The organism is Gordonia aquimaris, from assembly GCF_026262595.1.
In the GTDB taxonomy this organism is placed as follows: Bacteria; Actinomycetota; Actinomycetes; order Mycobacteriales; family Mycobacteriaceae; genus Gordonia; species Gordonia tangerina.
Window position 1 is genome coordinate 140,858 of sequence record NZ_JAPKFM010000003.1, and the last position, 21,680, is coordinate 162,537.

23 protein-coding genes are annotated in these 21,680 nt (G+C 67.3%); 14 read left to right on the top strand and 9 right to left on the bottom strand.

All coding sequences use genetic code 11. The features are described 5' to 3' along the window. Positions 1-39 precede the first annotated feature (39 nt). Together OSB52_RS04295 and OSB52_RS04300 are read left to right on the top strand one after the other, a co-directional pair. Positions 40-879 (top strand): MerR family transcriptional regulator, encoded by an 840-nt coding sequence (locus tag OSB52_RS04295; protein WP_266060358.1) that lies wholly within the window; start codon positions 40-42, stop codon positions 877-879. Positions 880-921: 42 nt separating this feature from the next. Beyond that, positions 922-2,034 (top strand): alpha/beta fold hydrolase, encoded by a 1,113-nt coding sequence (locus tag OSB52_RS04300; RefSeq protein WP_266060359.1) that lies wholly within the window; start codon positions 922-924, stop codon positions 2,032-2,034. Here OSB52_RS04300 and OSB52_RS04305 read toward each other — a convergent pair. Then, positions 2,018-3,049 carry a UDP-N-acetylmuramate dehydrogenase gene (locus tag OSB52_RS04305; RefSeq protein ID WP_266060547.1) on the bottom strand — a complete coding sequence of 344 codons (1,032 nt, stop codon included), beginning with the start codon at positions 3,047-3,049 and terminating at the stop codon, positions 2,018-2,020. The two genes, OSB52_RS04300 and OSB52_RS04305, sit on opposite strands and share 17 nt — an antisense overlap. 106 nt (positions 3,050-3,155) lie before the next feature. On the opposite strand from OSB52_RS04305, the gene OSB52_RS04310 reads away from it, so the two are divergent. The 6 genes from OSB52_RS04310 to OSB52_RS04335 all read left to right on the top strand — a co-directional run bounded on the left by OSB52_RS04310 (position 3,156) and on the right by OSB52_RS04335 (position 7,966). Further along, entirely contained in the window at positions 3,156-3,650 is a 495-nt protein-coding gene (locus OSB52_RS04310) for a DUF2505 domain-containing protein (protein WP_235723960.1), read from the top strand. Between the two features lie 67 nt (positions 3,651-3,717). After that, positions 3,718-4,227: a DUF2505 domain-containing protein gene (locus OSB52_RS04315; protein ID WP_266060361.1), complete on the top strand. Its 510-nt coding sequence runs from the start codon at positions 3,718-3,720 to the stop codon at positions 4,225-4,227. A 38-nt stretch (positions 4,228-4,265) separates the two neighbouring features. Continuing rightward, positions 4,266-5,015 (top strand): class I SAM-dependent methyltransferase, encoded by a 750-nt coding sequence (locus OSB52_RS04320; RefSeq protein WP_372475042.1) that lies wholly within the window; start codon positions 4,266-4,268, stop codon positions 5,013-5,015. A gap of 74 nt (positions 5,016-5,089) precedes the next feature. Next, positions 5,090-5,908, top strand: coding sequence for a carbon-nitrogen hydrolase family protein (locus tag OSB52_RS04325; protein ID WP_266060363.1), 819 nt, complete (start codon positions 5,090-5,092; stop codon positions 5,906-5,908). A 12-nt stretch (positions 5,909-5,920) separates the two neighbouring features. Further along, entirely contained in the window at positions 5,921-7,021 is a 1,101-nt protein-coding gene (locus OSB52_RS04330) for an LmeA family phospholipid-binding protein (protein WP_235723964.1), read from the top strand. 141 nt (positions 7,022-7,162) lie between these two features. Next, positions 7,163-7,966 (top strand): DUF1542 domain-containing protein, encoded by an 804-nt coding sequence (locus OSB52_RS04335; protein ID WP_266060365.1) that lies wholly within the window; start codon positions 7,163-7,165, stop codon positions 7,964-7,966. A gap of 58 nt (positions 7,967-8,024) precedes the next feature. Here the strand turns inward: OSB52_RS04335 and purU are convergent, their stop codons facing one another. Beyond that, positions 8,025-8,954 carry a formyltetrahydrofolate deformylase gene (gene purU, locus OSB52_RS04340; RefSeq protein ID WP_266060366.1) on the bottom strand — a complete coding sequence of 310 codons (930 nt, stop codon included), beginning with the start codon at positions 8,952-8,954 and terminating at the stop codon, positions 8,025-8,027. 27 nt (positions 8,955-8,981) lie between these two features. Between purU and deoC the strand changes: the two genes are divergently transcribed. Continuing rightward, positions 8,982-9,656, top strand: a complete 675-nt coding sequence (deoC, locus tag OSB52_RS04345; RefSeq protein ID WP_266060367.1) for a deoxyribose-phosphate aldolase — start codon at positions 8,982-8,984, stop codon at positions 9,654-9,656. A gap of 14 nt (positions 9,657-9,670) precedes the next feature. Here the strand turns inward: deoC and OSB52_RS04350 are convergent, their stop codons facing one another. Beyond that, the gene (locus OSB52_RS04350; RefSeq protein ID WP_266060368.1) at positions 9,671-10,642 is read right to left on the bottom strand and encodes an NAD(P)/FAD-dependent oxidoreductase; all 972 of its coding nucleotides are present in this window, start codon (positions 10,640-10,642) and stop codon (positions 9,671-9,673) included. Beyond that, on the bottom strand, positions 10,639-11,571 hold the full coding sequence (locus tag OSB52_RS04355; RefSeq protein WP_266060369.1) for a class I SAM-dependent methyltransferase: 933 nt from the start codon (positions 11,569-11,571) through the stop codon (positions 10,639-10,641). Before OSB52_RS04355 ends, OSB52_RS04350 begins: the two co-directional genes overlap by 4 nt. Before the next feature lie 48 nt (positions 11,572-11,619). On the opposite strand from OSB52_RS04355, the gene OSB52_RS04360 reads away from it, so the two are divergent. Together OSB52_RS04360 and OSB52_RS04365 are read left to right on the top strand one after the other, a co-directional pair. Continuing rightward, a complete protein-coding gene (locus tag OSB52_RS04360; RefSeq protein ID WP_266060370.1) occupies positions 11,620-12,183 on the top strand; it encodes a helix-turn-helix domain-containing protein in 564 nt (187 codons plus the stop codon). A 74-nt stretch (positions 12,184-12,257) separates the two neighbouring features. Continuing rightward, the gene (locus OSB52_RS04365; protein ID WP_266060371.1) at positions 12,258-13,514 is read left to right on the top strand and encodes a L,D-transpeptidase; all 1,257 of its coding nucleotides are present in this window, start codon (positions 12,258-12,260) and stop codon (positions 13,512-13,514) included. Positions 13,515-13,539: 25 nt separating this feature from the next. Here OSB52_RS04365 and OSB52_RS04370 read toward each other — a convergent pair whose 3' ends face one another. Then, positions 13,540-14,307: an SDR family NAD(P)-dependent oxidoreductase gene (locus OSB52_RS04370; protein WP_266060372.1), complete on the bottom strand. Its 768-nt coding sequence runs from the start codon at positions 14,305-14,307 to the stop codon at positions 13,540-13,542. A 42-nt stretch (positions 14,308-14,349) separates the two neighbouring features. Between OSB52_RS04370 and OSB52_RS04375 the strand changes: the two genes are divergently transcribed. Genes OSB52_RS04375 through OSB52_RS04385 form a run of 3 tightly spaced genes read left to right on the top strand, consistent with a single transcriptional unit; the run spans position 14,350 to position 17,419 of the window. Next, positions 14,350-15,492: an ROK family transcriptional regulator gene (locus tag OSB52_RS04375; protein ID WP_266060373.1), complete on the top strand. Its 1,143-nt coding sequence runs from the start codon at positions 14,350-14,352 to the stop codon at positions 15,490-15,492. Beyond that, positions 15,489-16,301, top strand: coding sequence for a transglutaminase-like domain-containing protein (locus OSB52_RS04380; protein WP_266060374.1), 813 nt, complete (start codon positions 15,489-15,491; stop codon positions 16,299-16,301). Before OSB52_RS04375 ends, OSB52_RS04380 begins: the two co-directional genes overlap by 4 nt. Positions 16,302-16,306: 5 nt before the next feature. Further along, positions 16,307-17,419: a zinc-binding metallopeptidase family protein gene (locus tag OSB52_RS04385; RefSeq protein ID WP_266060376.1), complete on the top strand. Its 1,113-nt coding sequence runs from the start codon at positions 16,307-16,309 to the stop codon at positions 17,417-17,419. 184 nt (positions 17,420-17,603) lie between these two features. Here OSB52_RS04385 and otsB read toward each other — a convergent pair whose 3' ends face one another. The 4 genes from otsB to OSB52_RS04405 form a co-directional block, all read right to left on the bottom strand. Beyond that, the gene (gene otsB / locus OSB52_RS04390; RefSeq protein ID WP_235723975.1) at positions 17,604-18,389 is read right to left on the bottom strand and encodes a trehalose-phosphatase; all 786 of its coding nucleotides are present in this window, start codon (positions 18,387-18,389) and stop codon (positions 17,604-17,606) included. Further along, positions 18,386-19,921 (bottom strand): alpha,alpha-trehalose-phosphate synthase (UDP-forming), encoded by a 1,536-nt coding sequence (locus OSB52_RS04395; protein WP_266060377.1) that lies wholly within the window; start codon positions 19,919-19,921, stop codon positions 18,386-18,388. Before OSB52_RS04395 ends, otsB begins: the two co-directional genes overlap by 4 nt. 5 nt (positions 19,922-19,926) lie before the next feature. After that, positions 19,927-20,088: a hypothetical protein gene (locus OSB52_RS04400; protein WP_006330670.1), complete on the bottom strand. Its 162-nt coding sequence runs from the start codon at positions 20,086-20,088 to the stop codon at positions 19,927-19,929. A 127-nt stretch (positions 20,089-20,215) separates the two neighbouring features. After that, positions 20,216-21,676, bottom strand: a complete 1,461-nt coding sequence (locus OSB52_RS04405; protein ID WP_235723977.1) for a threonine/serine exporter family protein — start codon at positions 21,674-21,676, stop codon at positions 20,216-20,218. Positions 21,677-21,680: the final 4 nt, after the last annotated feature.

Sequence of the window (21,680 nt, forward strand, 5' to 3'; positions counted from 1 at the left end):
GTTTTCAGGTGGCGCCGGCACGGGCAATAGACTGGCGAAGTGGCCGAGTACCGGATCAACGACCTGGCAGACGCGTCGGGTGTCAGCGTGCGCAACATTCGCGTCTATCAGGACCGCGGGCTGTTGCCGGCGCCGACGATCCGTGGCCGCACCGGCTGGTATTCCGACGAGCACCTGGTCCGACTGAATCTGATCTCGCGCATGCTCGAACGCGGATACACCTTCGCCACGATCAGCGAGCTGCTACACGCCGCGCACTACGGGATGCGGGTCGAACAAGTGCTGCGCGGGGCCCCCAGGGGCGGTCGCTTCCGCAACTTCAAGCGGGCGGCCACGATCACCATCACCGAACTGCGCAAGACGTTGAACGCGACCGACCGCTCCATCGCGCTGAGCCAGAAGTTGGGTCTGCTGGCCAAGGACGGCGCGCACTACGCGATCCGCAATCCGGAACTACTCGAAGGGGCCGAGACCCTGGTCAAGGCCGGGATCGACATCGACGTACTGCTCGATCGCTGGGTGCGGGTGCAGGACGACCTCGAAGATGTCGCCAAGAGCTTCGTGTCGATCATCACCGACAAGTACTTCGACGAGAACCTGCCCGACCTGGGAGAAGAACAGGTCAGCAAGATGGCGGAGCTCATCCAGACCGTCCGGCCGATGGCCCACGACATCGTCGAATCGACCTTCCGGAAGGCCCTCGACGAACAGATCTCGGCGGCCATCGGGGAGGCCAGTACCTACTTCGACGCGACCGCTCCGGGTGGTGTCGATGGTGACGCCGCCGGTGCGAATGCCATTTCGGGGCCGGATGCCGACGCCGGCGTGGGGGAACCGACGGGTGACGAGACGCGCAGCGTCGGCGATCGGACGGATTAAGCGCAGGTAGAGGCTGCGGAAATCGAACTGCAAGGGGGAACGATGACCGAGAAATCGACAACGAGGCGATCGGCACGTCGCGCAATCGCGATCGCCGCCGGAGCAGGAGCGGCGGTGGGTGTGGGTGTCCTCGCCGCCGGGGTGGGGACCATCTTCGCCGGCATGCTGCGTGAAGCGTTCCGCGCGCAGCGCGCCGTCGACGACGGGCCCGACGATCTTCTGAGTGTGCCGCAACAGCCGCCGCGACGGATCACGGTCGAGAGCAGCGGCGGGGTGCGGCTCAACGTCGAAAGGTATGGGCCCGCCGACGCTGATGGCGACGTCGTGGTGATGGTGCACGGCTGGACCTGCAACACCGCCTATTGGTATCCGCAGATCAACCATCTCGCCGGTGACCGTCCCGTTATCGCCTACGACCAGCGTGGGCACGGTGCCAGCGAACTCGGCCGGGTGCGGCCCACCATCGCCATGTTGGGACAGGACCTGAATCGGGTGATCGAGGCCACGGTGCCCAACGGGCGTCGGGCGATCCTGGTGGGCCACAGCATGGGCGGCATGACGATCATGTCGTGGGCGGCGCAGTACGCCGATCAGGTGTCGTCGCGGGTGTCGTCGGTGGTGCTGACCTCCACCGCCGCCAAGGCGGTGATGCAGAACCACATGCTCATCCCGGTGGGGCTGCCCCGCTACACCAAACCGTTCGAGTCGACGGTCGGCAGGCTTGTCACGTCGTCGCCGATTCCGGTGCCGCACACCGATCGAGCCGCCTGGTTGTCGCACTACATCGCGCTCGGGCCGCAGGCGCGCAAGGCGCACGTCGACTTCGTCGACGCCATGATCATGGCCTGCCCGCCGCGTTCACGGGCCGGCTGGGGATCGGCGATGGGCAAACTCGACGTCACCGCGGGTCTCGACGCACTCCGCGTGCCGACGACCGTCGTGGTGGGTACCGAGGATCGGCTCACCCCACCCGTACACGCCGAAGAGATGGCAGAAGTGTTGCGGCGCAACGGTGTACTCCGTGAGCTCGTGAGCCTTGAGGGTGTGGGGCACATGTCGAGCATCGAGGCGAGCGTACGGTACAACGAACTGCTCGACGAGGTGTTGGCCGAGGTCACCCGCCCCGAACCGGCGGGGTCTACAGCTCGCAGTTGACCAGCACCGGCTCCGGATACAGGGTGATGCCGAATGCCTCGTGCACCCCGTCGCGGACCGTCCGGGCCAGATCGAGGAGATCTGCGGTGCGGGCGGTGCCGCGGTTGGTCAGTGCCAGAGTGTGTTTGGTCGACAATCGGGCCGGGGCTGCCGGTCCCGGATATCCGCGGGTGAAGCCAGCCCGCTCGATCAGCCATCCCGCCGACAACTTGATCCCACCCTCGGCAGGGTAGGTGGGCACTCGGGTCTGCGCCCCGAGGCGCGTGGCAATGCGGTCGAGGACCTGCGAGGCATCGTCGTCGGACACGATCGGGTTGGTGAAAAACGAGCCCGCGCTCCAGGTGTCGTGATCGCCGGGGTCGAGGACCATGCCCTTGCCGCGTCGCAGGGTCAGCACCCGATCGCGCACCGCGGCGGCGTCGGACCTAGCGCCGGGCTCGACCCCCAGCGCGATCGCCAGTTCGCCGTAGCGGATCGGTCGGCTGATCCGATCGGCGTTGAGCCAGAACGACACCCCGAGCACCACGTGATCGTCACGATGCTTGAGATTGCTGGTGCGGTAGCCGAGTTCGAGCGCACTCGGCGCAACCCAATGCCGTCGTCCCGATCGACGGTCCAGCAGTTCGACGCTGCGCAGCAGATCGGCCACCTCGACGCCGTAGGCGCCCACGTTCTGCACCGGTGTCGCGCCCGCGGCACCGGGGATGCCCGAAAGACACTCCAGTCCACCGAAGCCCGCCTGAACGGTGGTCGCGACGAGATCGTCCCAGCCGACACCGGCCTGAGCGGTGACGAATGGGACGCCGTTCTCGTCGCCGAACACCACGTCGGATGTCTCGATGAGCACCACGGTGCCGTCGAAGCCCTCGTCGGCGACCACCAGATTCGATCCACCCCCGACCAGGAGGCAGCGATCCCCGGCGTGATCGAGGGTCGTGACGACTTGCGCCAGGTCGTCGGTTTCGCGGCATCTGTGCACCGCGCGTGCGGGCCCGCCCAGGCGCAGCGTCGTCATCGTCGACAGGCGCGTGTCCGGGGTCGTCGGTGTCGGGTGCCGCGGGCCGCTCTCACTCACCCGTGTAACGGTAGCCGGGTCGTCGTACTCCGGTAGTGTCCCCCTCATGGCCAGCACGATGGAACACACGGTGTCCTATCCCTTCTCGGTTCAGCGGCTGTGGGAGGTCCTGTCGTCGGAAGACTATTGGCGGGATCTGCTCGAGGCCATCAACTCCAGCCACGGCAAACTCGAGTCGTTCGAGGTGTCCGGGGACACGGTGACCGTGGCGATGCAGCAGGGCGTGCCGGCGGAGAAGCTGCCGTCGATGGTGTCCAAGGTGCTCAACGGGGACGCGCAGATCCCGCGCCGGAACACCTTCCGGCTCGTCGGCGACGAGATCGCCGGTGAGATGACCGCCACGGTGTCCGGGGCGCCGGCGAAGGTCGCGGGGGCCGTGGCCATCAGTGGTGACCCGGCGACCACCCGATATACCGCCGACGTCGACGTCAGCGTTCCGTTCGTCGGCAGCAAGATCGAGAAGGCCATCATCGACCAACTCGTGGAGTTGCTCGACGCCGAACACGAGCAGACGGTGTCGTGGGAGGCGGCGCATCGCTGAAGGGGCCGGCGCCATGACATCGCCGACGAATTGGGAAGCAACGAATCGGTAACGTAGCCTGGTCGCCATGGCACGACGGCTCAGCTACTCGGCGCGCTTCACCCACCCTGCGGAAACGCTCTACCAGGCGCAGAGCACCCGACAGTACTGGGACGACATGATGGCGGGCTTCCAGATGATCTCCCCGCACTGTGCGGTCGACTCGTTCACCGCCGACGAGACCGGGATGAAGGTCGTGCTCAAGCAGACGATCGGTCGCGACCAGCTGCCGGCGCTCGCGCAGACCGTGCTGATGAAGGACATGGTGATCACCCGCGAGGAGACCTTCGGCGCATTCGACCCGGACAACACCAAGGGCGACTACACCGCGTCGATCCCGGCCGGCCCGGGCAGCCTGCAGGGGTGGCAGGAACTTTTCCCCACCGAGACCGGCTGCACCATCCGCAAGACCACCGAGGTCAAGGTGTTCATCCCGTTCGTCAACGGCAAGCTCGAACAGCTGATGCTGGTCAATCTCGTCGACCTGTTCCGCGCGGAAGCCGAATACGCGGCCGACTGGGTCAAGAAGAACCTCTGAGCGCCGGCGGGGCCGGCCAGAGTAGGCCGCTCGGCCGCATCACCCGCGGCACCACCAACATCAACCGGCTCCGGCGGGTGGACCGGTGGATGGTGCATGACGCCGCGATCGGCATCGCACTCGGTTCGGTGCCCCGTCCGCTCGTCGTCGACCTCGGCTACGGGGCGCGCCCCGACACGACCGTCGAGATGGCGCGGCGCCTGCGGACAATTGCGCCGAACCTCGAGATGGTGGGCCTGGAGATCGATCCCGAGCGCATCGTCGGTACCCGCGACGAGGTGCGATTCGCCCTCGGCGGCTTCGAACTCGCGGGCTTGCGTCCGCAGCTGGTTCGGGCCTTCAACGTGCTGCGGCAGTACGACGAAGAAGAGGTGGCCGCGTCCTGGGCGCAGATGCGGCATGCGCTGGCCCCGGGCGGGCTCATCGTGGAGGGCACCTGCGACGAGATCGGTCGCCGTTGCTGTTGGATCGTGCTGGACGCCGCCGGGCCGCGCACGCTGACGCTGAGCTGGTCGCCAGAACACACGGCGCGACCCTCGGAACTCGCGGAACGTCTGCCGAAGGCGTTGATCCACCACAATGTTGCGGGCGAACGGATTCATGAACTGCTGACCCGGGCCGACCGCGCCTGGGACATTGCGGCCGGTCACGCGGCCTACGGCCCGCGGACTCGGTGGCGCCAGGCGTTGACGGCGATGCGTGCGGGCGGCATCCCGGTGGTCATCGGCCGGGGCCGGTCGGTCGACAATGTGCTGACCGTGCCGTGGTCGGTGGTTTCTCCCGACTGATTCGTCATCTGATCGTGCGAATGCCCCATGATCAGCCGGTTGTCAGCAGCGTGCCGGTCCGTACGCTGGTGGCCATGCGAATTGCGATGGCGCAGATCGCCTCCGGCACAGACCCGGCGGCGAACCTGGAGCTCGTGGAGGCCGCGGTGGCCGAGGCCGCCGCCGACAACGCCGATCTGGTGGTGTTGCCCGAGGCGACGATGTGCCGGTTCGGCGTCCCGCTGGGCCCGGTCGCCGAGCCGGTGGACGGTCCGTGGGCGCGTGGAGTGTCGTCGATCGCCGAACGCCACGGGGTCACCGTCGTCGCCGGGATGTTCACGCCCGCGGGCGATCGGGTCGCGAATACGCTGCTCATCGCCGCCCCGGACGGGTCGCGCACCTCCTACGACAAGATCCATCTCTACGACGCCTTCGGTTTCACCGAGTCCCGGACCGTTGCGCCGGGCGATGACCCGGTCACCTTCACGATCGGCGACGTCACGGTGGGTGTCGCCACCTGCTACGACATCCGCTTTCCCGCGCTGTTCACCGAACTCGCGCGCAGCGGCGCGCAGGTGATCGTGGTGCCCGCATCGTGGGGTGCCGGCCCGGGCAAGGTGCACCAGTGGCAGGTGCTGGCCACCGCGCGGGCACTGGATTCGACCAGTTTCGTGGTCGCCGTGGGGCAGGCGGTACCCACCGATCAGCAGGTGGCCGAGTCGTCGGCACCCACCGGAACAGGTCACAGCCAACTCACAGATCCCTTCGGTACCGTGGTCGCCGCATACGACGACAGCGTGCAGGTCGGGGTTCACGAGATCGATGTGAACGCAGTGGAGAAGGCACGCAAAGCCCTGGCCGTGCTCGACAACGAACGGCCCATCCGACAGGTCTCGGCACCGAGCAGCAACTGAGGACCGCACGACATGACCGACAGCGAGAACACCGACCGGCCGGCAGCCGGCGAGGACCCGCAGAAGCGGTCCGACAACGAGCCCACCCCGCAGACGGGTCGTCCCGACGAGCCGGGTGCCCATCCGTACCCGGACGATCACACCGCGCGGCTCGACGCCGCGGCGACGACCGATCAGTCACCGCGCGCCTATTCGCAGGTGCCGCGCACCGAGACCGCTCAGTTCGGCCCCGGGGAGACCGGCGGGTTCCCGGCGAGTGGGACCGACGGTTTCGCGCCGATACCGCCCGAAGCGCAGCCCGGTGTCGTGTCGTCGGCGCCGGCCAAACGGCGTAGCACCGGCAAGATCGTCGCACTGGCCTCGGTGGCGGTGGTCCTGGTGTTGGTGATCGCCGCCGTCGGCAGCGAACTCTATCTGCGCAACCAGGCGACCGACTGCATGGAGAGCGCCTTCACCGACCTCACCGGTACCGAGACCTCGGTGTCGTTGAGTCGCAAGCCGATGCTGTTGCAGGGCTTCGGCAACGACATCCCGTTCGTCCAGATCGACACCGCCGACGAGCCCGGCCAGATGCGGTTGCATGCGCGGGCCGAGGGCATCACCGGCGACGGGGACACCACCAACATCCGCTCTCTGGTCGGCACCGGGTTCATCCCGTTCGATCGGGTGGTCGCGATGAGCGAGTCGGCCACCGCAAGCCCCGATCCGTCGACCTCGGGCAACGGCGGCAACGGGGCGAGCAGCCTGATGCAGGGCGCCAGTATCGAGTCGATCACCGGCAATGCCGCCGACGGGACCATCAAGGTCGATTCCGCGGTGCAGCTCGCCTTCCTACCGATCCCGGTGTCCACCACGATCAAACCCGTGCTGCAGGACGGGCGCGTCGACTTCGAGGTGGTCGAGGCCAACGCCTTCATCTTCGGCATCCCCTCCGACTTCGCCCAGCAGGTGGTCGACAGTGTGTCCGATTCGATGTTCGGCCCGCTGTTCGACGAGGTCACCGTGCAGAACATGAAGGTGACCGACCAGGGCGTCGACTTCGCCGTCGACGGGCAGGATGTGGCGCTGTCGGGTCAGATGACCGGAGATTCCGGCGGCTGCTCGGCGGCCTGAGCGACCGCCGCCGGATGCGGACGCGGCGGTGAGCCGACGATCGTCGGTACGCTGGGAGATGTCCGATTTTGCCGATCTTGGCGGAGCGCCCCCGCGGTCTCCCGGGAGGGCAGCGCAGGTGTACCCCCTACGGAGGAAGAGATGAGCGCACTGATCTTGATCGCGGTGGTCGTCGTGGTGGTTGTCGGCATCGTGGTGATGTCGCAGCAACGATCCGGGGCCAACGCCGCTCGCCAGCTCGACGACGCCAAAGCCGATGCGCGCCAAGCCATCGAACGGCTCGGCGGCCAGGTGTTCATGCTGGTGGGTGACGGCCCCGCATCCAAGCAGGCGCTCGCCGACGCCGGCGAACGCTACAACGCCGCGGGATCGCAGATCGAGCAGGCGACGTCGCCGGCGCAGGCGCGCCTGGCCAAACAGACCGCGCTGGAGGGTCTCTACTACGTCCGCGCGGCCCGCACCGCCATGAATCTCGACCCGGGCCCACCCGTGCCCGAACTCGAGGGTCAGAAGAGCGCCGGCGCGGTTACCGAAGACCGCACGGTCGACTTCGAGGGCCGGCAGATCGAGGCGTCGCCCGGCCCCTCGGAGCGAACCCCCAACTACTATCCCGGTGGTCGTGTCGCCGGGCGCCCGGTGCCGGCCGGCTGGTACTCCGAGCCGTGGTGGAAGCCCGCCCTGGTCGCCGGCGCGTGGGGCATCGGGTCGATGTTCCTGTTCTCGGCGCTGTTCTCCGGCATGGCAGGTGTCAACTACGATGCGAACGCCTTCGAGAGCGGTGCAGGTGACGGATCGGACGCCGGCGCACTCGACGGTGGAGACGCCGGTAGTGACGCCGGCGATGCCGGTGGCGACTTCGGTGGCGGCGACATGGGTGGCGACTCCGGCGGCGGTTTCTTCGACGGCGGCGGCGATTTCGGAGACTTCGGCGACTTCGGCTTCTGACGATTTGTAGTATCAACCGGCGGAAAACGCCGGTCGATACTACGAATCCGCGGTGACGTCAGGTGAAGACGACCGTCTTGCGGCCGTGCACCAGGATGCGGTCCTCGAGATGCCAGCGCAGGCCGCGGGAGAGCACCATCGTCTCGATGTCGCGGCCCTGGCGCACCATGTCGGCGACGGTGTCGCTGTGATCGACCCGGATCACGTCCTGCTCGATGATGGGTCCCGCGTCGAGGTCGGCGGTCACGTAGTGGCAGGTGGCGCCGATCAGTTTGACGCCGCGTGCGAACGCCTGGTGGTACGGGCGGGCGCCGACGAAGCTGGGCAGGAAGCTGTGGTGGATGTTGATCGCGCGGCCTGCCCACGCGTCGCAGAGCTGTGGCGGCAGGATCTGCATGAATCGCGCCAACACCACGGCATCTGGTGAGTACTGCTCGACCACGGTGGCCACCTCATCGAATGCCTGCGCCTTGCCGTCGGATGGGAATGGCACGTGGTGGAACGGGACGTCGAAGCGGGTGACGAGCTCTTCGAGATCCCGATGATTGCCGATCACCGCGGACACGTTGGCCGGCAGTTCGCCGCGATGCGCACGGCCGAGCAGGTCCACTAGACAGTGGCTCTCCTTGCTGACCAGCAGCACCACCGACTTCGGTGCGCCGGTGTCGGTGAGCTGCCACTCGGTGTCGGGGCCGATTTCGGCGGCCACCTCACGGGCGAAGCGTTCGCGCATCTCGTCGAGGCCGATCCGGACCGATCCGGCCCGCACGGTCTGCCGGGTGAAGAACCACCCGGTCTCGCTGTCGGAGTGATACCCCGCCTCGGTGATCCAGCCGCCGATCTCGGCGAGGAACCCGGAGATCCGCGCGACGATTCCGGTGCGGTCGGGGCATCCGAGGGTCAGGACGTACCGCCGATCGCTGTCGGGGGAGGACGATGTCGTCGATGCCGCGACGGCCGCTGCGGGCGTCGGCTCTGATGCTGCCACGTCTGTCAGTGTGCCAAGCTCGTCTGTGTGATCACCACCGACCTGACCCGGCGCGATGTCGCGGCCCTCATCGACCACACTCTGCTCAAACCCGAGGCCACCCGCGCGGACGCTGAGGCCACCGTCGCCGAGGCCGCCGACCTGGGCGTGTATGCGGTGTGCCTGTCGCCGTCGATGCTGCCCATCGACACCGGCGAGCAGAAGACCTGCGTGGTGGCCGGGTTCCCGTCGGGCAAGCATCATTCGCTGGTCAAGGCGGCCGAGGCCCGTCTGGCCGTCGACACCGGAGCCGAGGAGGTCGACATGGTGATCGATGTCGGCGCCGCGGTCGACGGGCGTTTCGACGAGGTGTTCGCCGACGTGCTGACCGTCCGCGAGGCCATCGGCGACGTGGTGTTGAAGGTCATCATCGAGTCTGCTGCGCTGCTCGAGTTCGCCGGTCCCGACACGGTCACCGAGGTTTGTCGCCGTGCGGCGCAGGCCGGTGCGACGATGGTCAAGACCTCCACCGGCTTCCATCCATCCGGCGGCGCGAGCGTCGAGGCGGTCCGCCTCATGCGTGCCGCGGTCGGCGAGACGGTCGGGGTGAAGGCCAGCGGAGGCATCCGCACACCCGAGTTCGCGGCGGAGCTGATCGGCGCAGGCGCGACCCGGCTTGGACTGTCCGGGTCGCGTGCGGTGCTCGACGGTTTCGCCGACTGACCGCGGCGCGGCGGTCAGACAGCTTCTTGGGCATCTGCGAGGGCGCGTGAGCGTCGGGCCTGGACCGCGCGGCGTGTGTCCTCGGTGATCAGATCCATGTGCAGCGCGCCGGCCGCGGTTACGCCCGCACCCATCGACACCGCGACCGTGGCGGCAAGGTTGGCGACGTTACCGGCGGCCCAGACACCGGGGATGTCGGTGGCGCCCATCGCATCGGTCGCCACATACTGCCCCATCGGGTGATCGGCGAGCGTTCCGCCCAGGCTGGAGTAGAGCGCGGATCGGACCACGAACTTCGGTGCGACCACCAGTGCGTCCCGTTCGATACGGTCGCCGTCGGTCAGTGCGACGGCCGCCAGCGTGCCGTCGGCGATGTCGAGATGGTCCACCGTCTGATCGATGATGGCGACGTCGAGTGCCGAGAGCTGTTCGCGCTCGGCGGGTTCGATCTCGCCCATGGTGTGGGTGAACAACGTGACATCGTCGCTCAGTTGGCGGAACAGCAACGTCTGGTGGACGGCCATCGGCCCGGTGCCCAGGATGCCTATCCGCTGACCGCGTACCTCCCATCCATGGCAGAACGGACAGTGCAGCACCGTGGAGCCCCAGAGTTCGGGCACTCCGGGTACCTCGGGTAGCTCGTCGACGAGACCGGTGGCCAGCAGCACGCGCCGTGCGTCGACCGTGTCGCCGCCGGCGAGGGTCAGGGTGAACGTGCCGTTGTCGCCACGCGCAGCGTCGATCACCTCATCGGAGACGAAATCCGCTCCGTAGCTGCGCGCCTCGGCCCGCCCGCGGTCCAGAAGTTCGGTCGGTGAGATGTTCTCCTGGCCGAGGACGTTGTGGGCGCCGTCGGCCGGGGCGTTGCGGGGTTGGCCGCCGTCGACGACGAGGACCGAGCGCAGGGACCGCGCCAGGGTGGTGGCCGCGCTCAGCCCGGCGGGGCCGCCGCCGACGATCGCGACGTCGAAACTCTTGCTGCTCATGGTTTCTCCTGGTTGTGTTCGGGCCGCCGGGCGATCCATGCGGTGCGGCGGGTTCTGACGGTGAGGTCCTCGCGCGTGCCCAGCGACGATGGTCCGGCGGGGGCGAGCAGGTCATCGAGCCGGGACCGGTCGGTGTCGGACAGTTCCTCGGCCAGGCCGTGCGCCATCCGCGAGATCCAGGCGTGCGCATAGCGACTCGTGAGATCCGGCGGTGCCGGTGCATTCGTGATGGCGTGGGTCTCGAGCAGGTCGAAGCCGGCGCCGACGATCACCGGCGACCAGTCGGGGTGGGCGTTGGCCCCGCGCTCGGTCATGATCGTGTGCAGGCGACGCTCCAGCTGTCCATCGGGTGTGTCGGGCGGGAGGAAAGCGGGAAGGCCGTCGAGCTCCACCACGATCAGCAGGCCGCCGGGCCGGACTGCGGCGTGGACATTGCCGAGTAGGTCCGCCGGCGCGGCGAAGTGGTGCATGGCCGACGACGACCACACCACGTCGAGGTCGGCAAGATCGCCCGGCAGTGCGGTGTCGAGATCGGCGACCTGCGTCCGGACACGATCGCCGACACCGGCGGCCCGGGCCGCGTCGCGGACGCGGTCGAGCATGTCCGGCGCATTGTCGAGCGCGGTGACCTGTGCCGACGGGAAGCGGGCCGCGAGGCGCGCGGTGAGCCCGCCGGTGCCCGACCCGAGGTCGACGACGGAGCGTGGCGCGGCGATCAGGTCGGCGATGCGTTCGGCGAGCTCGTCGACGAATCCGCCGGAGGCCGCTGCGTCGAGGTCGAGCACCTCGGCCATGCCTTCGGCCATCGCGTCGGCGGTGGCCGGATCGTGCGTGTGCGCGGCGTGGGCGCTGTGGTGATGGCCGTGCCGCCGATGTGCGTCGTGACCGGGATGGTGCCCGGTGTGCGGTGGGTGTGCGGACTGCGTCATACCGTCGACGGTAGCGGCGAAATGCCGGATTGGCATACAGTCTTGCGTATGGAGCAAGAAATTGATGCGGTGGTCCGTCAGCGGATTCGGGGGCTGCGAGTGGCCAAGGGGTGGACCTTGGACTCACTGGCCGCGCGCTGCTTCCTGAGTCCGTCGACGCTGAGTCGCATCGAGACCGGGCATCGGAGAGTGGCGTTGGACCAGCTGGTGCCCATCGCGCGCGCCCTGGGCACCACCCTGGACCAGCTGGTCGAGCCGTCCAACGACGAGGACGTGGTGATCCGTCCAGAGTCGCACCGGACCGCCGGAATGACCGTGTGGAAGCTGTCGCGGAATCAGACTCCCGGTGGGGTCACGGTGGCCAAGATGCGGATCACCGAAGAGCACGTCGTGGACCCGAACAACCTGGGCGTACACCCTGGCCGCGAATGGTTCACGGTCATCTCCGGGACCATCCGGCTGCACCTCGGGGAGCGGGTGATCGCGGTCCCTACCGGCCAGGCGGCGGAGTTCTCGACCATGGTGCCCCACGGAATGGCCGCCGTCGACGGGCCGGCCGAGATCGTGTCGATTTTCGACCACGAAGGTGAGCGCGCCCACCTGCCCGGGTGATCGTCGGTTTTTCAGCCAGATCACAGCTGGCAGATGGGGTTTTCCGGACATTCGCTCGGTAGGCTCGAGATGTTATGACTGCGAAATCTCTCGTCACTCGTCGCACCGTCCTTGCCGCCGCCGGACTCGGCGCTGTCGGTGCGGCGGTTGCCGCGTGTTCGGGCGGCGACTCCGCCAGCGAAAACGCGGGACCCGCCGAGCCCACCGTGCAGGTCGTGTTCACGCCTTCGCTCGACTCGCCGGACGCCCCGAACCCCACCGACACGTTCTCGGTGAAAGCCGAAAACGGTCAACTCAATCCCGACATCAAGCTGCTCAACCCGAACGGCAAGGTGGTGCAGGGGGAGATGTCGGATGACCAGACCACCTTCACCATCACCGAACCTCTGGGGTACGGGTCGGAATACACGTGGCAGGGCAGCGCCATCGGCAGCGACCGGGTCACCGCGCCGGTCGAAGGGACGTTCACGACGCTGACCCCAGAGTCGCAGATCAACGTGGTGGTCAACATCGGCGACGGCCAAGAGGTCGGTATCGCCGCGCCGATCATCCTGAAGTTCAATGCGACGGTCGACGACAAGGAAGCCGTCGAGAAGGCGCTGAGCGTCACCACCGAACCGGAGACCGAGGGTGCCTGGGCCTGGCTCGGCGAGGACAACGGGTCACGAGTGCACTGGCGACCCAAGGACTATTGGGTGCCGGGCACCAAGGTGCACATGTCGGCCGACCTCTACGGCGTCGACCACGGCGGCGGCGCCTATGGCGCAGCGGATGTGACCAGCGACTTCGGTATCGGACGATCACAGATCGTGAAGGCCGAGTCGTCGTCGCATCAGATCGTGGTGGTGCGTGACGGTGCCGTGCTGATGACGCTGCCGTGTAGCTACGGTGAGGGCGACCTGGATCGCAACGTCACCCGTTCGGGCATCCATGTGGTGACCGAGAAGTACGAAGACTTCTACATGAGCAACCCCGCGGCCGGGTATTTCAACATCCGCGAACGCTTCGCCGTCCGCATCTCCAACAACGGTGAGTTCATCCACGCCAACCCGGAAACCATTGGCGTGCAAGGGTCGTCGAACGTCACCAACGGCTGCATCAATCTGTCTCTGGAGAATGCGCAACGATATTTCGACACCGCGGTCTACGGCGATCCGGTGGAGGTGACCGGTACCCGCATCGAGTTGTCGGAGGCCGACGGCGACATCTTCGACTGGATCTTCGACTGGGACACCTGGACCGGGATGTCGGCGATCCAGGGCGATCCCGAGCAGATCGATGCGCCGGCAACGCCATCCGGTGCGCCGCGGTCGGCGGCGCCGGCGGGTTGAGTTCGTCGGGTACGGGTGGGCGCGCCTACCCCGTCTTGATGTTTCGCCGAGCCGAGGCCTGATCTCGCGGTTTCAGGATGATCTGGTCGAGGTTCACGTGCGGCGGCCGCGAGGCGACGAAACCGATTACCTCGGCCACGTCGTCGGCGGTCAATGGGGTCAGGCCCTGGTAGACGGCATCGGCGCGGTCCTGATCTCCGCGGAACCGGACAAGCGAGAACTCGGTTTCGACCATGCCCGGTGCGATCTCGGTGAGGCGCACCGGCTTTCCGAGCAGCTCATAGCGCAGCGTGCGATGCAGCACACCCTGTGCGTGCTTCGCGGAGGTGTAGCCGGCGCCGTTGTCGTACGCCTCGAGGGCCGCGATCGAGGAGATTGTCACGATCAGGCCGTCGCCCGATGCGATCAGTGCGGGCAGCAGCGCCTTGGTGATCCGCAGCGTGCCGAGGACGTTGGTCTCATACATCCACCGCCAGTCGTCGAGGTCTGCGGTCGCGATGGGATCGAGCCCTTTGGCGCCGCCGGCGTTGTTCACCAGGACATGGACGGTATCGAGTCCGTCGACGAAGGACGCGACCGAATCCTCGTCGGTGACGTCGAGGCGACGGCCGGTGCCGCCGATCTCCGCGGCGAGTTCGTCGATCAGCTCGGTACGTCGGGCGCCGAGGACGACGTGATAGCCCTGTTCGGCAAGCTGACGTGCGGTCGCCGCGCCGATCCCCGAGCTCGCGCCGGTCACCACCGCGAGCTTTTTGTCCGTGTCCGTCGTGCCGCGTTCGAGGGAGCTGCTCATGACCTCAGCTTAGCGACGGCACTGCGTTGCTAAGTTTGGTGCATGTCGTCGACCGGAGTCGTGCCCGCGGCCCTGCAGGTCGGCTCCACGCCCGCCGCGGCCGTGCTGCACGCCATCCGGGTCAGCGGCCCCGTGACGCGTGATCACCTGGCCGCCGCGACCGCATTGTCACCGGCGACCATCAACCGTCAGGTCGCTGCATTGTCTCGGATCGGTCTGATCGTCGACCGGCCCGATCTGGTGGACCCCGGCGGTATCGGGCGACCCAAACATCCCCTCACCATCGACCGAGACACATTGTGCGTCGCCGGAATGCACATCGGCGCACGGCGAACACTGCTGGCCATCGCCGACCTCGGCGGACGGACCCTGTACAGCCATGCGGTCCGCACACCGCGCGACGAGGCGGCTGTCGGTGATCTGTGCGATCAGCTGGCCGAACTCGTCGACCGGTTCAGTGGGCGTCGGTTGCTGTGGGGTGGTGTCGCCGCCGGCGGTGCCGTGGATGCGGCAACGGGACGAATCGACCATCCGGTTCTCGGCTGGCGGCGTGTCCCGGTGGGGCAGATGCTGGCCACCGCTCTCGGCGTCCCGGTCTCGGTCGGCGAGCACGTGCAGGCGATGGCGGCTGCCGAACTGTTGCTGAGTTCGCCGCGGGAGATCGTGGGTACCGGCCTGTTCTTCTATGCCCGCGAGACCGTCGGCATGGCAATGTCTGTCGACGGGAAGGTGTTGATGCCGCTGCGCGGCGCCGGTTCCATCGCGCATCTGCCTGTCGTCGCACCCCATCTCGCCTCCGCGGCGCGACCCGTCCTGCAGGATGTGATCGGCCGGGGTGCCGCGCAGTCCGCGGCCCGACGGCTCGGCGTCGGTGAGAACGACTCGGCGATCGTCGATGAGCGTGCCGAGGTACTCGGTGGTGTGGTCGCGATGCTGCGCGACGTCCTCAACCCGGACGGTGTGGTCGTCGCCGGCGACGCGTTCGCCGCTCACCCGCACGGTCTGGCACCCGTGCAGGCCGCGTTCGATGCGGCGACCACCATCGCCCGCCCGCTCGAGATCTCGCCGTCGCAGTTCGGTCTGCGCGTGCAGGAGAGTGCGGCCGTGGTGATGGCGCTCAGTGTTGTCTATGCCGACCCCGTCGCCGCGACCACCGGTGAGCCATCGCCTACCGTTGGGGCATGACCACAGCCACGCGCGATGTCTCCGCCAACCTCGAGGTGTACGTCACCGCTGCCACGGAGCTCGAATTCCAGATCACCGTGGCGAAGCTGCCCGGTCTCGACCTCACCGAGGAACTGTCGATGACCATCGACGGCGACGCCGTCGAACCCGAGGAGATCGTCGGCGAGCACGGATCCCGCATCCACCGCATCCAGGTCGAATCAGGCTTGGTGGTGGTGGACTACTCGGCATCGGTCACCTCACCGGCCGACCCCATCGCGGTCGAGGTGACCGACCATTCGATCTACCTGCGTCCCAGTCGATACGCTGAGGCCGACAAGTTCTTCGGATTCGCTGCCGGCCAGTTCGACATAAACTTGCCGCCCAGTGAACTGCTGCAGCAGGTGGCCGAATACGTGGAGAATCGGCTCAGCTACATCCCGGGCGCCAGCGACCCGATCGACGGAGCCGCGGACACCTTGCTCGCCAATGCCGGGGTATGCCGCGACTATGCACATCTGGTGGTGGCTCTGCTGCGTGCGTTGAACATCCCGGCCCGACTGGTCGCGGTGTACGCGCCGGGCTGCGACCCGATGGACTTCCACGCGGTCGCCGAGGCACTGGTCGACGGACGGTGGGTGGTGGTCGACGCGACCGGGCTGGCGCCGCGGCAGTCCATGGTGCGGATCGCCACCGGCCGCGACGCCGCCGACACGGCGTTCCTCGACAACCATCGGGGCACCATCAACCTGAACTCCTACAAGGTGACCGCCGTGGTGGCCGGCGACCTGCCGACCGACACCGGAGAGGCCCGAATCGGGATAGGCTGAGCGCTGTGCATGCGCTCTCGTGCCCCGTCTGCAACGCGTTGTCGGGGTTCGTCCCACGGCAGTGTCCTCAATGCGGAACCGCTGTCGGCGTCCACCTTCCGAGTCGTTCGCTGGTTGTCGTCGCAGAGGATGGCGTGCTGATCGACGGCCGACGCTGGGTGTACTGTGCCAACCGCACCCGCACCGGCTGCAATTGGGTCACCCCCGCGGAAGTGGGGCCGGAGTCGATCGGGCTGCGGGGCCGGTGTTTTCCGTGCTCGCTGGTCCGACGGCAACCCGATCCGGATGACACGATCGCTTTGGAAAAACTCAACTCCACCACCCGCGACCTGCGCATGTTGGTGTATCAGCTTGTCGATCTGGGCCTGCCGGTGGAGCCGTTCTGGCGCACCGACGGCGGCCTTGCCTTCGACCTGTTGTCGAGCCAGACCACCGGCCGGCCGGTGACCATCGGACATGCCAACGGTGTCATCACCATCGACCTCGCCGAATCGCTCGACGCCCATCGTGAACGGCTGCGCGTCGACCTCGGCGAGGCCTACCGGACGATGCTCGGTCATTTTCGGCACGAGGTGGGTCACTACTTCGAACACCATCTGGTCGAGACCGGCGACGGCGCAACGGAATACCTTGATGAGGCCCGGGAGCTCTTCGGCGACGAGCGGGCCTCATACACCGACGCGATCGACAGACATTACACCTACGGTCCGCCGCGCAACTGGCGCGACTCCTTCATCTCCGAGTACGCGACGATGCACCCGTGGGAGGACTTCGCGGAGTGTTTCGCCCACTACCTGCACATCACCGGAACCATCGACACCGCGCGTGAATCCGGGTTGATGCTGAGCAGTGCGCAAGTCGTGTTCACCATGGACCGTGACATCGTGCCGTTGCAGTCCTACGCCGACGAGCCGATCGAACGGTTGCTCTACGATTGGAAGTGGTTGTCCACCATGTTCAATCGGGTGAACGGCGCGATGGGGGCCCGTCCGCTGTACCCGTTCGAGATCCCGCGGCCGGTGGTTCGCAAGCTCGGCTTTGTCCATCGCGTCATCCGCGAGTCGGCGAAACGGGCGCGCACGGTTGATCCGTTGGTGGGGGCGGGCGCGGTGGGCTGACCTCGACTGCGGTGGGCGCATTCCACGCGACCTATCCGTTTCGGACGTGTCCGCGAGCATCACCTGTGGCAGTGGTCGACTGGATTATCCATCCGGACAGGCTCAGCGGTGATGCGGACGGACACGGAGCCCAGACCGCGGCGTTGCTTCGCCGGTCGACGACATCGATCGCAGCCAGACTGCACTATCGGCCTGTCGACTCCCGCCGCCGTGCGACGATGAACTCGAGCACCGTTGCGACGTCGTCGGTGTCACCGATCCGATGGGTGGCGATGGTGTCACCCGCGCCGACCTTGATACTCACGTCGCCGCGCTCGGAATCGAGGTGCGCGAACGCCTTCTCGTCGGTCACGTCATCGCCGAGGTAGATGACCGCGTCGGCGCCGACCCGGTCGCGGAGCACGTCGAGGGCGTGGCCCTTGCTGGTCTCGATGACGGCGAGCTCGATGACCTCTTTGCCTTCGGTGACATGCACTCCGGGCCATCGCGCGGGGCCTGATCGCGCCGCCTCGAGCGCTGCGTCGGCGTCGGCCGGTGCGGCATTGCGGACATGCAGCACGGTGCTGGCCGGTTTGGTCTCCACCCGCGAACCAGGGTGATCTGCTGCGATCGAACGTAGTTCGTCGATCAACCGATGAAGTAGCTCGCGGTGTGCTTCGGAGATCTCCTCGACGAAGCCGGTGTCGAACTCGCTGCCGTGGCTGCCGACGAGTGTCACCGGACCCTTCACCCCGGACAGGTCGGCCAACACCGCCAGCTCCCGGCCGGAGACCACGGCGGCCGCCGTATCGGCGAGGGCTGCGGCCGCTTCGATGGCGGCGACCGACGCCGGGTTGGGTACCGCATCCTCCGGGCGTGACACCAACGGCGACATGCATCCGTCGTAATCGGAGGCGACCAACAGCGTGGGTACTGCAGCGGCGGCGGTCAGTGACTCGCGCAAGTCTGCGGGGATGCCCGTGGCGCTCATTCGTTGCTGTCCGACGATTCCGTTCCACCCTGGACCAGATGTACCCCGCGATTGGGGTCGGCGGCGGTCTCGGTCACCGACTCCAGTGTGCCGAGGAAACTCTCGGCCCATTTGGCGACGTCGTGGGCGAGCACCTGGCGACGCAACGCACGCATGCGTTTGCGGCCGTCCTCGGTGGACTGTTGCACCGCAGCCTCGATCGCGTCCTTGACGCCGTCGAGGTCATACGGGTTGGCCTGATAGGCGGAGCGCAACTCGGCTGCGGCCCCGGTGAATTCGCTGAGCACGAGGGCGCCACCGAGGTCGCTGCGGCACGCCACGTACTCCTTGGCGACCAGGTTCATCCCGTCGCGCAGCGGCGTCACCAGCATCACGTCGGCCGCGACGAAGAAGGCGATCAGTTCGTCGCGCGGCACCGGCCGGTGCAGATACTGGACCACCGGCTGGCCGACGGTCGCGTAGACACCGTTGATGTTGCCGACGAGTTGTTCGATCCCGGCGCGCATCCGGACATAGCTGTCGACACGTTCCCGGCTCGGCGTCGCGAGCTGGATCATCACGGTCTCTTCGGGCTTGATCCGGTGCTCGGCCAACAATTCGGAGAGCGCCTCGAGTCGTACGTCGATGCCCTTGGTGTAGTCGAGACGATCGACGCCGAGCATGATCGTCTTCGGATTGCCGAGTTCTTCGCGGAGCTCGGCGGCACGTTTGCGGATGTCCTTGGACCGTGCCTTGGCGTCGAGGTCACCGGAGTCGATGGAGATCGGGAAGGCGCCGACCCGAACGGTGCGGAAGCCCACCTGCACGACACCGAACCGTGAGCGGACGCCGACCGTGCCCTTGCTGGTGGCCTGGCCGGCGAGTCGACGCGCGAGGAACAGGAAGTTCTGGGCGCCGCCCGGCAGATGAAATCCGATGAGGTCGGCGCCGAGCAGACCCTCGACGATCTCGGTACGCCAGGGCAGCTGCATGAACAGCTCGACCGGCGGGAAGGGGATGTGTAGGAAGAAGCCGATCTTGAGGTCCGGGCGCAACATCCGCAGCATCTTGGGGACCAGCTGCAGTTGGTAGTCCTGAATCCAGACGATCGCGCCTTCGGCCGCTGCGGTGGCGGTCTTCTCGGCGAAGCGTCGGTTCACCTCGACGTAGGTGTTCCACCACTCGCGGTGATACTCGGGTTTGACCAGAACGTCGTGATACAGCGGCCACAGCGTGGCATTGGAGAACCCCTCGTAGTACTCGGCGATCTCCTGCGTGGACAGCGGCACCGCATGGATGTCGATGCCCTCGATGTCGGGGTTGTCGTCGGAGTCGGCAATACCGGACCAGCCCACCCAGGCGCCGGTCTGCGACCGAAGGATCGGTTCCAGCGCGGTCACCAGACCGCCTGGGCTGCGTTTCCAGTTCACCGTCCCGTCGGGGAGGACCTCCTTGTCGACGGGCAGTCGATTGGCGACGACCACGAACTGCGCGTCACCGAACTCATGGTCGGCGGTGGTCCCGCCGTTGGACTCGTCCCCGGACCCCGCCATGCGTTTCAGGCGTTCTCGCCCGGCGCGATTCCCAGCATGGACAGCAGCATCCGGCACTCGTCGGCGTCGGTTGCGTAGGCGGCGACGACGCGACGTGCGGAACTTGCCGTCTCGTCGGCGACCGGCTCCAACTCGTCGTCGGTGATGTCGGTGGTTTTCGCAGGCATTACAGTCCTCTGGCTTCACAGCGGTGTGCCGCCGGCGGTGACCGGTGGCGCGTGCACGACCGGCGTTGGTGTGCGCATCACGATGTTACCTGCTCCGCGGGCGGCCGCCGGTCACACGCCGGGAAGGTCACGGGCGTCGGCGATACCCCTGCAGTCGATTGCGTCGCAGCATCCCCATCCACGCCGGACGGACGGGCAGCTGCGGACGCCGCAACGAGCGGGCGATGAACTCACCAAGCGTGACACCGGCCGCAAGCGCGGCGCCGATGCCCAGGGCGTTCATCATCCAGGTGATGCCGTCGAGGGTCTGATCCCCCAGCAAACCGTAGAGCGCGCGGTAGACCGCGAGACCCGGCAGGAGCGGCGTGATGCCGGCGATCGCCACAACCAGCGGCGGGGTCAGCGCGCGGCGGGCGAGCAGACCACCCACCAGTCCGACCAGGGCAGCGGCCACACCGTTGGCCACCACGTCACCGACCGCGGCGACGAAGGACGCCGACGCGACCACCGCGGCGCCGATCGCACCGCCCATGAACGCCACCGGAAGGGCGCGCTTCTCGGCGTAGCTCGCCAACGCGAAGGCGAACGCGGCCAGGGCGCCGGCGAAGATACGGACCGGCAGTTCGACGGCCGGGAAGGTGGTCTGCGGTGTGATCGTCGGCAGATAGATGCCGACATGCTCCAGGACGCTGATCGCGATACCGACACCGCCGATGAGGCCACCGGTCATCAGCAACAACTCGAAGAATCTCGCGACACCGGTGATCGGGGCGCCGGTGATCGCGTCCTGCACCGAACCGACCAGCGACAACCCCGACAACAGCACCACGATGCCTGCCGCGATGACGAACGATGGCATCAGGTCGATCGACAGATTCAGGTTCTGCGCGATACCGAACGCGGCGGCGGCCGGCACCACGGCGATGAATCCGCCGACGAGCTGCTGGAAGAACACCGGGGTACCGATCCGATTGAGGCGGCGGTTGATCACCACGATGACGACCGTCGTCACAAAAGCGATGAGCGCGCCGAGTTCGGCGCCGCCGAGCAACACCGACACACCCGCGGCCATCAGGCCCCAGGCGCCGGTCGCGATCCGGTGTGGATACGGGTGCGGCGCGGTGATGATCTCGTCTACCTTGCGGTGTGCCGTCGACGGTGTGATCGCCATGTCGCGGATACGACGGACCAGCCGGTCGATCTGTGCCAACCGGGTGAAGTCCATCGAGCGGTAGTAGACCTGCTCCATCGTCGTGATGGGCGGCAACGTCGCTCCGCGGCGCGCGCTGACCACGATGGTGTTGTAGGTCACGTCGACGTCGACGTCCTCGAGTCCGTAGACACCGCACACGAAGGCGATCTGCTGCTGCGTGTCGATCGCAGCGGTGCCCGAATCCAGTAGGACCGCACCGATCTTGGTGGCGAGGTCGAGCACCTCGGTGATCGCCGCGACGTCGAACCTGTCGATCGGTTTGCGCGGCGAGACCATGATGCTGCCCGGCTCGATCGTGTCGATCGTCGCCGGACGGTCCTCGATCAGCCGGACGGGGTTCAACCATCCCAACGCACGGCCGATATACTCGCGCACGCAT